The 14,049-nt window shown below is 56.6% G+C and carries 14 protein-coding genes; 1 reads left to right on the top strand and 13 read right to left on the bottom strand.

The window, feature by feature from the left end:
- Positions 1-44: 44 nt before the first annotated feature.
- From AC2FIM_RS08890 to AC2FIM_RS08940, 11 genes are all read right to left on the bottom strand, one after another.
- Positions 45-1,019 carry a nuclear transport factor 2 family protein gene (locus tag AC2FIM_RS08890; protein ID WP_281972844.1) on the bottom strand — a complete coding sequence of 325 codons (975 nt, stop codon included), beginning with the start codon at positions 1,017-1,019 and terminating at the stop codon, positions 45-47.
- Positions 1,016-2,035 (bottom strand): LacI family DNA-binding transcriptional regulator, encoded by a 1,020-nt coding sequence (locus AC2FIM_RS08895; RefSeq protein WP_142639914.1) that lies wholly within the window; start codon positions 2,033-2,035, stop codon positions 1,016-1,018. Before AC2FIM_RS08895 ends, AC2FIM_RS08890 begins: the two co-directional genes overlap by 4 nt.
- The gene (locus tag AC2FIM_RS08900) at positions 2,035-2,802 is read right to left on the bottom strand and encodes an SDR family NAD(P)-dependent oxidoreductase (RefSeq protein WP_271949099.1); all 768 of its coding nucleotides are present in this window, start codon (positions 2,800-2,802) and stop codon (positions 2,035-2,037) included. Before AC2FIM_RS08900 ends, AC2FIM_RS08895 begins: the two co-directional genes overlap by 1 nt.
- 1 nt (position 2,803) lies before the next feature.
- Positions 2,804-3,868, bottom strand: a complete 1,065-nt coding sequence (locus AC2FIM_RS08905; protein WP_496708003.1) for an ester cyclase — start codon at positions 3,866-3,868, stop codon at positions 2,804-2,806.
- A 79-nt stretch (positions 3,869-3,947) separates the two neighbouring features.
- The gene (hisD, locus tag AC2FIM_RS08910) at positions 3,948-5,288 is read right to left on the bottom strand and encodes a histidinol dehydrogenase (protein WP_496676812.1); all 1,341 of its coding nucleotides are present in this window, start codon (positions 5,286-5,288) and stop codon (positions 3,948-3,950) included.
- A gap of 11 nt (positions 5,289-5,299) precedes the next feature.
- A complete protein-coding gene (locus tag AC2FIM_RS08915; RefSeq protein ID WP_142639920.1) occupies positions 5,300-5,830 on the bottom strand; it encodes an ester cyclase in 531 nt (176 codons plus the stop codon).
- A 132-nt stretch (positions 5,831-5,962) separates the two neighbouring features.
- Entirely contained in the window at positions 5,963-6,952 is a 990-nt protein-coding gene (locus AC2FIM_RS08920; protein ID WP_496676809.1) for a nuclear transport factor 2 family protein, read from the bottom strand.
- A 178-nt stretch (positions 6,953-7,130) separates the two neighbouring features.
- Positions 7,131-8,012 carry a carbohydrate ABC transporter permease gene (locus AC2FIM_RS08925; protein WP_496676806.1) on the bottom strand — a complete coding sequence of 294 codons (882 nt, stop codon included), beginning with the start codon at positions 8,010-8,012 and terminating at the stop codon, positions 7,131-7,133.
- A gap of 1 nt (position 8,013) precedes the next feature.
- On the bottom strand, positions 8,014-9,042 hold the full coding sequence (locus tag AC2FIM_RS08930) for a carbohydrate ABC transporter permease (protein WP_142639926.1): 1,029 nt from the start codon (positions 9,040-9,042) through the stop codon (positions 8,014-8,016).
- Between the two features lie 65 nt (positions 9,043-9,107).
- Positions 9,108-10,334, bottom strand: coding sequence for an ABC transporter substrate-binding protein (locus AC2FIM_RS08935; protein WP_271949112.1), 1,227 nt, complete (start codon positions 10,332-10,334; stop codon positions 9,108-9,110).
- A gap of 83 nt (positions 10,335-10,417) precedes the next feature.
- On the bottom strand, positions 10,418-11,467 hold the full coding sequence (locus AC2FIM_RS08940) for an ABC transporter ATP-binding protein (protein WP_142639930.1): 1,050 nt from the start codon (positions 11,465-11,467) through the stop codon (positions 10,418-10,420).
- 158 nt (positions 11,468-11,625) lie between these two features.
- Here AC2FIM_RS08940 and AC2FIM_RS08945 point away from each other — a divergent pair, with 158 nt between their 5' ends.
- Positions 11,626-12,627: a nuclear transport factor 2 family protein gene (locus AC2FIM_RS08945; RefSeq protein ID WP_496676799.1), complete on the top strand. Its 1,002-nt coding sequence runs from the start codon at positions 11,626-11,628 to the stop codon at positions 12,625-12,627.
- Between the two features lie 201 nt (positions 12,628-12,828).
- Here the strand turns inward: AC2FIM_RS08945 and AC2FIM_RS08950 are convergent, their stop codons facing one another.
- Positions 12,829-13,563, bottom strand: a complete 735-nt coding sequence (locus tag AC2FIM_RS08950; protein WP_496676796.1) for a DUF3726 domain-containing protein — start codon at positions 13,561-13,563, stop codon at positions 12,829-12,831.
- Positions 13,560-13,937: a hypothetical protein gene (locus tag AC2FIM_RS08955; RefSeq protein ID WP_271949120.1), complete on the bottom strand. Its 378-nt coding sequence runs from the start codon at positions 13,935-13,937 to the stop codon at positions 13,560-13,562. Before AC2FIM_RS08955 ends, AC2FIM_RS08950 begins: the two co-directional genes overlap by 4 nt.
- Positions 13,938-14,049 lie beyond the last annotated feature (112 nt).

The raw sequence follows: 14,049 nt of genomic DNA on the forward strand, positions 1-14,049 counted from the left end.
GCAGGGCCTGCCCAGCCTCCAGATTTGAGAGACGATGCGACATTTTACAGATCACCGGTTTTCAAAAGGATCTGTTTCCAGACCGACGTTTCATCAAACAGAGTGTATTCACGGCGCAGGCCCCAGGGGCCGAATTCGGCGTGGCTGATACCCAGCACAAAGACCTCGGCCCCCGTCGGCGTGCCGAACACACCCCATCCATCATGCTTGCCATGCAGCGACCAGCGGATCGCGGCGCGAGGCGGCATCATTGGGTCATCGCGACCGATCTGATGTTGAATTTTGAACTCGGCATTCGGGAAAGAGGCGCGAAGTCCCATCCAAAAGCGATCGACCGGAGCCCAGCTGTGACCAGTCGTGCCGCGCGGATATTCCGATTGCACGGCGCGGTCATACTCGGCACTGATCACGCTCAGGTCTGCAGACATGACCCGGTTCAGAATGTCGGCGTATTTCTGACCCCATTCATTGTCATTACCACGCCCTTTGTAAGGTCCAGGCTGATCATTCGCCGGCGTGTAAGGCTGGGCGCAAGCCTCTGGGCCGCCTTCGCGGGCGATCAGATCGCGGGCATATTCTTTTGGGTCCCAACCCATCTGTTGGACAATCGCACCCTGGTCGCGGATCAGCCATTCATCGTTGATCTGGTTGTTGATGGCGTGACAGTCAGCAAGGATACGGTAGACCAGCTTTTTCCCGGTAGCCTTCCCATAGACACCGTCGCCCAGATGGGTCGCAGTCGACAAAAGCCTGTGCGAGGACAGCATGCCATTTTCCGGTGTGCCGGACCAAATCACATCCTCACCCAGCAATGTGCGGTCGGGGAACTCGGCAAGCGTTGCCATGGTAGCGGCAATGACGCCCTGATTGCCAACGACAACTGACCCCGGGGATCGAACCACGATATCGGGTGCATAGTAATGGTGCAGCGTGGCAATGCCCCGATCTTCCCAGATTTCTTTTGTGATCCCAATAATATAGTCAGGGAAATCTTTGAATTTCGGGTCAAATCCCTTCATGTCTTCCATCCTTCAGGTATACGTGCAGAACCGCGAACAATCAGCGGTCCATCTATTTCCAATCGGTGCGGACCAACATCGGGCCCTTCGATTTTGCTCAGCAAAATGTCCACGGTTTCGGCAACCATACGGTTTGCAGGCTGTCGTACAGTGGTCAGGCTATAGGTTGGCCATGCTGCAACGGCCACATCGTCATATCCGACAACCGAAACATCTTCGGGAATCCTTAGGCCCAACTCGAATCTGAGGGTGTCCATCACTGCAATAGCCATGTGGTCATTGGCCACAAAAACGGCGTCGGGCGGGTCCGAAGCAAACATCTCAAGCGTTGCCGCCCGCGACTGTTCGCTGGTGAAGTTCCCAACGCCGCGCGCATGCAGTTCCGCCCCCGCATCATGCAAGGCGGCCCTGAAACCTGCTTCGCGGTCGCGCTGGGTCGACGCGCCTTCCCAACCGGCGATGTACCCGATCTTTTTATGCCCCCCGGCCAAAAGGAATTCGGCAGCCTTGCGCCCACCCGCGATATTGTCCGAGGTGACCGCCGACATGGCCGGGTCGTCCTGAACCCGGTTAAACAGCACCATCGGCACACCGGCAGCCAGACAACGATCCGACAGATCCGACGACAAAGCCACCGAAGCCGCGATAATCCCATCAACCTGAAAATCCAGTATTTCTTCGATCACGTTGTCTATGTTGCCGGCTTGATGCGACGCCATGAAGACCAGCACGTGGTAGCCGCGCTCTTGCAACTTGTTTGTCAGCTTTTCCAACGCTTCAGGATAGAACTGATTGTTCAGATAGGCGACCACAAGTCCAATGATCCGGCTTTTGCCCGAGACAACCGCACGGGCCAGAAAATTTGGCCGATATCCCAGCTCATCCGCTGCCTTGCGCACTTTCGCGACCGTTTTTTGCGAGGCAGATGCACCAGGCGTAAAGACCCGGCTAACGGCGGATTGGCTGACCCCGGCCAGCCGGGCAACGTCCAACGATGTAACCTTCTGAGTAACCATCAGTCTGCCGTCCAGCCTCCGTCCACCAACATTGCTGTTCCTGTAACCAAAGCCGACGCCTCTGATGCCAGGTACACTACCGCGCCCATAATATCCTCAATCTCTCCCGGGCGGCCCAGCTTGATCTTGTCCAAAATCCAGGCCCGTTTGGTCGGGTCCGCGAATGTAGGCCGGGACAAATCCGTCAGGATGAAAGTCGGGCAAATCGTGTTGACACGGATCTTTGCGGGCCCGAATTCCAGCGCCATCGCCTTGGTAAAGCCCTCGACCGCAAACTTGGAGGCGCAATAGACCGCGCGTTCCTGCCCGCCGACATGGCCCATCTGGCTTGAGATATTTATCAGCGATCCGGGACGCCCGGCCTCAAGCAACCCTTTGGCAACGGCTTGGGTTAGGAAATAGGCCCCCCGGACATTGACGTTCATGACCAAGTCAAAATCTTCGGGCACCGTTTCGACCGCCTTGCTATGACGTGCAAACCCTGCCGAGTTCAAAAGGATGTCAAACGGCCCGTTTTCGGCGACAGCCGCGGCAGTTCCTGCGACATCGGTGACATCCATCTCAAGCACCTTGGCAGACCATCCCCTGGCAGTCATCTGATCGGCTATCTCTTGTAACGCACTTGCGCGGCGCGCCGCCAATGTGACCTCGGCCCCATGCTCTGCCAGCGCTACGGCGCAGGCCAGACCTATGCCCGACGATGCCCCGGCGACTAGCGCACGTTTGCCGCCTAGACTGAAACTAGGGGTACTGGGAAAATTGAGCATATCAGACCTCGCCGACTGGGTATGGAATTTCACCTGCGACACGCGCTTTGTTGAATTCGCGCAGGCGGGCAAAGACATCTACGCCCAGTTGCCGGTACACGTCCAGCAGGTCGACCAACACCCAGTTCTCCCGGATCAGGCCATCTTCCAATCGCCAGAAATCCAACGATCTCATAGTGATGCGCTGGCCAGAAGGGGCGATACCCATCCAGCCGTCATGAGTGATGGTCTGGATCATGTCCGGCCAGCCGGTAACAGCTGCATAATCACCGTCACCAAAGAAATGAAAGGTGATCTCGTCGGCGTATTTGCCTCGGTCCGGCATGCCACCTAGGAAAGGGATCTGGTGCCAGTTGCGAAACCCTGCAATGCCGCGCCCGGTGCCGATCCCAGCGGGGCCGTACCAGTTCATGCGCGGATGCCAGAACCTTTCCATCTCCATCACTTCGGGGCCACCCTGACTGGGATGCTTTTCCAGATGTTCAAGCATGGAAACGATATGGTCGCAGGAGGCCTTCGATTTTGCCTCATCCCAGGGGCCCCGCACGATACCGTCCAGCGTCGCCGGGCCGGGAATACAGAACTCCTTCCCCAAAGACGGGGCCATCGGCCAGGCCTTCGCCTGCATCATCACTTCGGGAATGTCCCAGAGTGCCTGGATTTCGACAACTTTGCGATCTTCGAAGCGGTAGAATTCGTGGAACCGCATATGGGTCAGATGCCCGGTCGGCGGGATGTCCAACCAAGGGGCGACGAAGGTGCCTACGTAGTGGCCGCCACAGCAGACCCAATCATCACCATGTTGCGTCGGCCCGCCCATCACAATCCAATCCCGGCGTTCCAGATCGGGCATGGATTTCAAAAGCGGTGTGTAGCAGGCATCATAGAGTTCCTGCGGCCCGGTCAGGTCGCCGAATGGATGGGGCATGTGGATGACGGCATCGGGCGCAATCACCGCCTGCAGTGCAGCTCGGACGCCGGTTTCGTCAAAGTTATACATGGCTTCGCGCAATGGCGCGATCAGGGCCTTATGGGTAGAATGTGTGTCCATTGCGAAATCTCGCATTGTGTTATCTGCTTTTCTTTCAAAACCCGTGGTGCCCGGGCAAACCCCAAGCGCAAGTTCTGCAGCAATGACCTCACTCTTATGAGGACGCGTCTGCAGCCTCGCGATAAGCCGCACCTTCGCCGTAAGGTACGTTGATGCCCCCATAACGCCGGACGCGAATATTGCATTGCTCGGCATGGCCGACAAAGCCTTCCAGCATACACAGGCGTGAGCCGTATTCGCCGATCATTGCCGCAGCCTCGTCAGTAACAACCTTCTGGTAGCTGTGAGTTTTCATGAACTTGCCGACCCACAAGCCGCCGGTATAACGTCCGGCCTTTTTGGTCGGCAGCGTGTGGTTCGTGCCGATCACCTTATCACCGTTTGCAACATTGGTCCGCGCCCCAAGAAACAGCGCGCCATAGCTGGTCATGTTTTCCAGGAACCAGTCGTCACGGTCGGTCATCACCTGCACATGCTCAGAGGCGATATCATCGGCAACTTGCAGCATTTCGTCATAAGTGTCGCAGACAATGACTTCCCCATACTCCTCCCAGCTGACTTTTGCGGTTCCGGCGGTAGGCAGGATACCGAGGATACGGTCGATCTCGCTCAGCGTTTCTTCGGCCAACTTGCGCGAGTTGGTGACCAGAACACAGGGGCTGTTGTAGCCATGCTCGGCCTGCCCCAACAAGTCGGTCGCACAAAGTTCGGCATCGGCAGCGGTTTCGTCGGCAATGACCATGGTCTCGGTCGGGCCCGCAAAAAGGTCGATGCCAACGCGACCAAAGAGCTGCCGTTTGGCTTCTGCCACAAAGGCATTCCCGGGGCCGACCAGCATGTGGACCGGATCAATGGTTTCCGTACCGATCGCCATGGCACCAATCGCTTGGATACCACCCATGACATAGATCTCATGCGCCCCACCCAGATACATGGCAGCGATCACGGCCGCATTGGGCTTGCCCTGAAACGGTGGCGTACAGGCGATGATGCGAGGCACACCGGCCACTTTAGCGGTCGCAACCGACATATGCGCCGACGCAACCATCGGGAATTTACCGCCAGGAACATAACAGCCAACAGACTGCACCGGGATGTTCTTGTGGCCGAGGATGACCCCCGGCAAGGTTTCAACCTCGATATCCAGCATTGAGTCGCGCTGCGCCTGGGCGAAGTTTATCACCTGTTTCTGAGCGAACTTGATGTCGGCGAGCTCGCGTTCGGTCAATGAGGCAATCAGCTCGTCGATCTGTTCCTGGCTCAGGCGGAAGCTTTCCGGCGAGTAATTATCAAACTTTTCCGACAGATCACGCACTGCCGCATCACCTCGGGTTTCGATGTCTTTCAGCGTCGCTTCAACGACAGCGCGGGTTTTGGCGTCATCTTCGGCCCGGTCGGCCTCGGGTTTGCCGCTTTTCAGATATTCGATAGCCATTGTCCTAATCCTCAATTTTCGGGCCGGGGCGGAATTTCTTCTCCCCGGTCAAATGTTTCCCACCCTTTGCCCTGGAACAGATCGACTCCAAGCTGCGAGGCGACATGGGCAAAATCGACATTCACCCAGTTGTCGACGATCTTGCCGTCGACAACTTTCCAGAAATCCATGTAACGGATCTCGACGCGCTTGCCGGTGGGCGCAATCCCCAGAAATTCGCCAGAATGGGTTGCTTCCTGGCGGCCAAAAGCTGCCGCCCACTCGCCCATATAAAGCCGGGCCTCGTCGATGCAGGTCTTGTCGGAAAACGCAGCCTGGAACGGGCGTTGCCAGTTTTCCTGGAATTCCTTCAGGCCCGTCTTGGTGCCGCAACCCTGGTTGCCAAGCCAGCGGAACCCTTCGGCGAAGAATTCGCCGATGTCTTCGATACGGTGGTCGTTCAAACCATCGACCATCCCCTCGATCACGGCGCGGGTCTCGTCGGTTTTGCTCATGTCCGTGTCACGTGTCAGCACGGCCTGTTCGGGGCGGGAGCCCTTCATGTTTCTCTTCCTTTTATGGTTACCAAGGGGTCTTCTGTGTGGAGGGCGAGGATTAATCCGCCGTCAGAAAATCCCTTGGCATCCGGTTGAGCGCCGGATGGCGCGCAACGGCGTTATGTCTGGCAGAGCAGCTCATGCAGCCTGCTCGGCGATTTCAGCAAAGAGGTCATAGCCCAGTTGCAACAGCACATGCGGGACATCGACAAAAACCCAGTTTTCGACCAGCAGATCGTCCTCGCGGCGCCACCAGTCGCAGACCCGCATGAAGACGCGTTTTCCACTTGCGGACTGGCCGAGGAAAGGTTTCACCTGGACGCCAGTTAACGAGGGCCAACCGCCCGAGCATACGTAGTTACCTTCGCCATAGCGGGTGAAATGCGCCGTCATACCGTTGCCCGCAGTGCCGCCGGACCAGCCTTCAAAGGTGGCTTCGAAAGGCACCTGGAAGCTGGCAAAACTCTCGATCCCGACGAAAGAACCGAAGGCGCCGGGGCCGTACCAGACCATGTTGTCATGCCAGTAGGGGCGCCAAGCCTCGTTCTCGGTAGCAAGCCCGGCCAGCATTTCTGTGACCATATGATAGCTCTTGGCACCCTCGGCAGGATCCTGCGGAGTGGTCAAGATGCCATCATGGCTGGCAGGGCCCTGAATCATGCCGGTGAAGCCGCGGGTCTTGCCCGGGCTGTCGGGGATCGGCCATTGTCCAGCGGCCAGCATCAGCTCTGGAATATCGAGGAAGATATAGCTTTCCACCGCCTTGCCGTCCTGCATCCGGTGGAACTCGCCAAAGCGCAGATAGGCAAGCTCGCCTGTGGCCCGGATGCCAAGCCAGTCGCGCGAGAACCGACCAACGAAATAGCCGGTGGCGCTGATCCAGTCCTGCCCGTCAAATTCGCCGGCCATGACGATGTCATCGCGCCGAAAAAGCCCGTCGAAGGCAGCGGCGAGCGGGGCGATGACGTGATCGTGCAGCCCGAGGCCGCCCGCGACCTCATTGAAGGGATGCACCACGTTGACATGTGCACCGGGGGCGAAGAAAGCGTCAAATGCCGGCCGGAAGTTGCCAGGATGGCGTTGTGCTTCGGTGAATCTCAGAAAGGGTTTACGGTCGAGGTTTTTCATCTTCTCTGTCTCAATGGGGTCTGTTCGGGGCGTGTTCGGAGAAGCGCCCCGCAAGGTCCCGCGCGCATCAAAGCAAATGGAATTCGTCCCGGCCGCCGGGTCCTGCGCGCAGCCACATTCAGTCTGGCAGTATGCGCATGGGCAGATACGGACTGAGGATGAGTGCGTCCCATCAGAGTTAGCCTTTCACAGCCCCGGCCGTCAGACCGCCCACAATCTGTCGCTGGAAGAACATGACCAGAATGAACAGTGGAACTGTGGCTGAAACCACAGCCGCAACCGCGAACATCACGTTACCTTCGGTCTGCGTTGTACCAAGAAACGCGGCAATGGCAGGCACCATCGTGCGGTTGCTTTCGGACAGAAGCATCGCCCCGACGGCAAAATCGTTATAGGCCAGCAGGAACGAGAACAGCCCGGTGGTGATCACCCCTGGCCACATCACCGGAATGATCACCCGACGAAATGCCTGGAACTGGTTGCATCCGTCGACCTTGGCACTTTCATCCAGCTCGCTTGGGATGTTCTTAAAGAAAGAATGCAGCATCCACAGAGTGAACGGCTGGTTTATCGCCACAAGCACGATGATCGTGGTTGGAAGGATCCCCCAGATGTTCCATTCGAAGAAAGGCAGCAAATATCCCGAGACCAGCGTAATCGGTGGCATAGCCCGGAAGATAAGTGCCGTGATCAATAGCCAGAACGTATAGTTGTAGGTCGACCGGGACAGGGCATAGCCCCCCAGCGTTCCGATTGTGAGCGAGATGGTGACAACAAAGAAACAGATGATCCCCGTGTTGAGAACATTCCGCCAGAATTCTTCCTGTATCCAGGCGCCCTCGTACCCTGTGGTTGTGAAGGGCGAGCCATAGACGGCTTCGGTCCGTGCTCCGGTGATGGCATTGGTCCAGTCGGCGATCGAAAAGAAATCCAACTCTACCTTGAACGAACCCCAGACCGTCCAGAGGAACGGGAAAGCGGCCAGAACGAACCATAGGATCACAAATAAGGACGTGGCGATCCGGAGACTTCTAGGCATTCTTTGTGCGCGGCTGGCCATATTATCTTGCTCCTTTGAAGTCGCGCCAGGTGCGGACAAGCACCGGTGACAGCAGAATGGCGACTCCGATTATCGTGATCACAGAGGTCGCGGCCGCGGAAGAAAGCTGCCGGGTTTCACCGCCTAAGTCGTTGAAGATGAATGTACTAAGGGATTGTGCGTGCGCACCTGCGCTGAACCCGATTATCGGTTCAAACACCTTGAAGTTGTCCATCAACTGAATCAACGCAACAAATGTGACCAGTGGCATGAGATGAGGAACGACCACGAACTTAACCTGTTGCCAGCGGGTTGCCCCGTCTATCTGGGCGGCCTCGATTTGATCCTGGGGCAATGTTTGCAACCCCGCATAGAACACGACAAATGCAAATGGAGCGGCGTGCCAAACTCCATAAACCATCAGCGCCACCCACATCAGCCCGGTTGAGGCCTTCAGGCTAAAATCCGGATCCCCGGCCAGATATACCAGGGCGTTGCCGATGACCCCGCGGCTGTCAATCATCCAGAACAGGATAAGCGAGCCAATCAACGGAGTGACGATCATCGGCAGAAGCGAAAAGAAGATCAGCAGCCCTTTGAGATTTCGGTGCAGGGAGTTGATTGCCAGCGCAATCACCAGCCCCAAAATGATTGTGAGCGGCGTCACAACAAACGTGAAGGTCAGCGTAAAAGCCATTGCCCTGTAAAAGGGCAAATTACCGATCTTTGAGAAGAAACCGCCCCAGGTTTCATTCGCAGCCCAGATCTGTCCAATTTCCTGGATCGCCAGGTGGCCACGGTCCAGGTAAATGTCCAATCCGACAAATCGGCCCAGTGGTTTCTCGGCGCGAAGGGCGGCTGTTGCCTCTTGATCAATCGTGGTCTCTGTCGTGCAGCCGATCAGGGGGGTGCAGCTTTCGACCTCTAACAAAACGGCCGGATGAGGCGCGAAAATGGATTGGGTCACCACCGAGACTATCGGCATCGCGATGAACAGCAGCATCGCAAGCCCGGTGGGCAGGAAGAACCACAGGAAGGTCTTATGGCGCATGTCGCAATCCCCACGTGAATTGGTTTGTGCGGGCGGCCCTTACAGACGCCCGCACGAGTCAGGCCCTACTGGAGGAAACCTTGTTCGATGGCAGCGGCGCGATATGCGGCTTCGACATCGGCCAGCGCCTGCTCAGCGCTTTCCTTGCCTTGCATGAAGTCTGAAAGTTCATTGCCTAGCGCGCTGTGCATCAGGCCCATGTAAGGCAACATCGGATAAGGCGGTGTGCCCATTTTGGCCGCCTCAAACACGCCTTCGGCGTCCGCACCAGGCTCGTAGCCTTCGATCAACCATACCGCCAGCGGCGTGGTTTCATCGTTCAGCATGTCAGGACGGATACCGTGTTTCATCGCGATGAACGTAGCCTCGGCTTCTTCATCCGAGATGTTCTTGCCGACGGTCCAGCCGTCCCACCACAGGGTCGATGCCGGCGTCGAGCCGCCGCCGACTGTCAGTGGTGCGCCGATCGCATGACCGTCGATCACTTCCTGAAGCACGCCTTCGGTCGTGGTTTGCTGTGATGCCCGTGAACCCCACATGTTCATGATTGCAACGTTACCAGCACGGTATTCGGCATTAGTGGCATTGGAATCGTGGGTCAGGAAGTCGGGGTTCATGTATTCCGACAAAGCCTTCATCATGTTCAGCGCATTGACACCAGCCTCAGAATTCACGTTGGGCTCAGCTGTTCCGGCTTTGAAGTGGCTGCCGCCATAGCCAAGAAAAATGTTGTTGAATTCCTGTGCCAGATTCCAACCCGACGCATAGGCGCCGCCAACCGGGTTTTGCATGATGCCCTGCTCGCGAATGGCTTTGGCCGCTTCGAGCAATTCTTCATAGGTTGTCGGCACTTCGACACCGGCCTGTTCCAACACGTCCTTGCGATACATCAGGTGCTGAGCATTCGCCATGAACGCCACGGCCATAATGTCATCACCAATCTTGATCAACTGACCTGGCTGCAGGTCCTGACCATGCTGTTCCACCAGATCGTTGAGCGGCCGAATAACATCTTCGTTCATCAACGCCACGATCGAGCTGTTGGCGATGATGGCACTGGTGTATTCAGACGGGTTTCCGGACAGACCAGCCACGTTGATGGTCTGGTGCTCGGAGGTCAGGTTTGAATCGACCGATGCGCCTGTGCATTCTTTCGCGCCGGTTGCGACGGCCTGAATGGCCGCAAATTCGTTACCGACGATATTCACGCGCCCGCTAATTTCACAGGCATAACCTGCGCTGGCGGCAAAGGCGGCCAAGGACCCAGCCAATGCAATTTTCTTCAGAAACATTTGTATTCCTCCCTAGGTAGATGGGTGCATCTTCGAAGTCTGCACCTGCGTTAAACCCGGCAATGCGGGTTTGGATTTTCTGTTCAGCGCTCCAAACGCGTTCCGGTTTGCGCATCAAACAAGTGGCAGTGATCGGTGTGGATATGGATTGAAACCTGATCATCGATTTCAGCGCGATAGGTTTTGTCGGCTTTGACCGAAACCAGCGCGCCACCGATCCGAACCGAGACCATCGTGCTGTCGCCCAAAAGCTCCTGCGTGTAGATGGGCCCGTTAATCTCGCCGCCGCTTTCCACGACATTGGCGTCCTCGGCGCGAAAGCCCAGCGTAATCGGGCCGTCCGACGCATTCAGCCCATGCACCTCAGTGTTCTGAGCCCGAAACACCCCATCCTGAACCTGACCATCGATAAGGTTCATTGCCGGATTGCCAATAAAGCTGGCCACAAAAGTGTTTGCGGGTGCATCGTAAATATCGGTCGGAGAGCCAACCTGCTGCACGATACCCTGCTTCATGATCACCACACGATCTGCAAGAGTCATCGCTTCGATCTGGTCATGAGTCACGTAGATCGTGGTCACGGCAAGCTCGTGGCTGAGGTTCTTGATCTGCGCGCGCGTCGAAACACGCAGCTTGGCGTCAAGGTTTGACAGCGGTTCGTCCATCAGAAAGACATTTGGCTCGCGAACAATGGCGCGGGCCAAAGCGACGCGCTGACGCTGGCCGCCCGACAGCTCTGCCGGTTTGCGATGCAGAAAGTCATCCAGTTCGACCATGGCCGAAGCGCGGCGCACTTTTTCGTCATGTGTGGAAGGGTCGATGCCGCGCACCTTCAGCGGGAACCGGATATTCTCATAAACATTCATGTTCGGATAGAGCGCGTAGGACTGAAACACCATGGCAACATCGCGGTCCTTGGGCTCCATGTCATTGACACGCTCGCCATCTATCAGAATATCGCCCTCGCTGGCGTCCTCCAAACCCGCAATCATGCGCATGGTTGTCGTCTTGCCACAGCCTGATGGGCCAAGAAGAACCAAGAACTCTTTATCGGCAATAGTCAGGTCGAAATTATCCACCCCCACAAACGATCCCCAACGTTTCCCAACACTGCGAAGTTGAATTTCGGCCATTCTGTCCTCCCATGTGCACTTGTCGTGCATACGTTTGCAAGAGCATAGACATCTGATGGAACATCAGGCAAGCTTTTTTTGCATGCGTTTGCAAATCTACGTTTCACTATACAGAAAACCTGTGCTCAATTCCTGGTAAAGCACTGAAAGAAAAGAATATGCCTTACGAAGCCGAGAAAAATATTGTTCTGGATCTTTATGAAGCTCTGAGCCGAGCTGAAGAATCAGCGGTCCCTGACGTGATCTCGAAATATTGCGCCGATGACTATCTGTGGCGCGGATTCCATCCCTTTGACGAACTGCATGACCCCAGTGACGTAGGTGCCCAGTTCTGGCTTCCGCTGAAACAAAGCCTGACCCGAATGCAGCGCCGTATGGACGTATTCATGGCCGGAGAAAACGAGATGGACGGTTTCACCTCGGTCTGGGTTGTATCAATGGGCCATCTCATGGGGCTGTTCGACAAAGATTGGCTAGGTATCTCGCCAAACGGCAAAATGACATTTCTGCGCTATTGCGAATTCAACAAGGTCGAAAACGGAAAAATCACTGAAACGGCGATGTATTTCGACATACCTCATTTCATGATGCAAGCCGGATTGCAGCCGTTCCCGCCTCAGACAGCCGCGCAGCTCGTGCAGCCGGGGCCCATGACCCATGACGGCCTGATGGTCGGTCCGCAACCTGCGGCGGAAGGAGAGCGGACTCTGGCGGCCATCAACTCTATGATCTCCGATCTGGGCCAATGGAACAGCGGCCTCAGCCTTGAGGACGAGCTACGGCGCACATGGTCCGAAGACATGATCTGGTGGGGGCCATCCGGGATCGGGGCGACCTACACGATCGAACGCTACGCCCAACAGCATGCAGGCCCTTTCCGTGCTGGTTTCACTGACCGGTCGAAAACCAAACACATATGCCGCCTGGCAGAGGGTCATTATGGCGGTTTTTTTGGCTGGCCGAACTTCACAGCCCGTCCAACTGGCGGGTTCATGGGAATGCCTGCAACTGACAAAGCCGGTGAATTTCGGGTGATAGATATCTATCGGCGAGACGGGGATAAGTTGGCCGAGAACTGGATATTCATCGACCTTTTGCATTTCTGGAAACAGCAGGGTGTGGACATCCTTGCCAGAATGTCCGAGCTACCGCGAACATAACCGGCAGGATTGACGCACATCAGACCTTGGCCCTGTGCACTACCCCTGGCTCATGGCGCGCAGGGTCAAAAGGTTCTTTGGCGACCCAGCGCCGATTCACCGGGAATACATGCTGAACGAGTTCCGGTCCGACGCCGCCCCAATCGGGGCGGCATTTTTTTTGTTTGCAAACGGAGCAAGCGCTGGCTCATATCCCAAGCCTCACATGGGCCCGGCGCCTGAGCGGGATTGCGTATCTGAGCGAACGAGAATGGGCCAAGCGGCGGCGTTCAGGGCGTCCCATTGACCGGGGTCAACCTCAATCCCCTGTTCCAAAGCTTGGTTATAGTTGGCTGCTAGCTGCGCCGCCGAAATTTCAAACCGCTGAAGTCCGGATTGCTCCACCTGACGTGTCACCGCGTCCGCCAGCAATGCAGGCTGATTTGTGCAGATGATAGTGACGATCGAGATTTCTTTTCTGTCATCTGCATTATCCAATCGCCAGTAATGCGGGAAAGTCGCGCCGCTTTCAAAGCTCGCTCCGTGTGATCCAACCTGATCTTTCCGATAGGCTGAGATATACACGCCCAACTGCGCGACCATCGACAGGCTTCGCAGGATTAGACCAGGATAGCGGCAGTTGGCCAGTTCGATGATCGCAAAGCCCGACTTGTTGGCCTTGGAGTGCATCAGATAGGCCGCCAATGAGCCGTGCTCGCAGACATCCGCGCCACCTGCATCAAGAACGGCGATGTCGTCATTTTCGAACACCAACCGCGGAGTCGCTCCACCCTTGGGGGCCCGTGGTGGCAGGCTGATACGGTCGAACCCGCTCAGACCCGCCATTTGCAACCAAGTGACCAATTGGCCAGCGTCCTCATAGTCACCGATCTCGTGCCCGGCTCCTTCGTAGGCGCGGGACAGCGCGGTGATCATTTCGTTACGGGATACTTTCATGCCTGTGCCTCCTCAATCTGCGGTTTCAGTGGCAGGAACCAGCTTTCATAGGTCTGGCCGATGTCATCAATCAGCGGTGCCCCCTGATACATTGTGTTACGTACCCATAGCTTCGAACGAGGGTCGAACTTGCTGACGCCAAAGAAGGCAAGCTTGCAGCGCAACAGGTCCATGGGGCGCACGTTCCGGTCCGCAAGGTTGGCTCGGATTTCGGCGTATTTGTGCCTGCTCATGGTTTGGATGCGGCGCACGATGCTTTTCAGAGCTGGGCGGCGCAACAGGAAATGAATGACGTCACTGCCTGGATGCTCTTCAAGGTCTTCCAACAACACGTCATAGCAGGCGCGAACACGGCGCCCGATGGGCAGCGGCATTTGTTTCTCAATCCCCGGATCAGCACCGGCAAAACCCAGCCGCTGAGCCTCCCCAACTGAACTGGTCCCCCGTTATGTTTAGGAAACGGAGGACCTAGAATGGCAAACAAGA

The organism is Ruegeria sp. CDSC052, assembly GCF_059610685.1.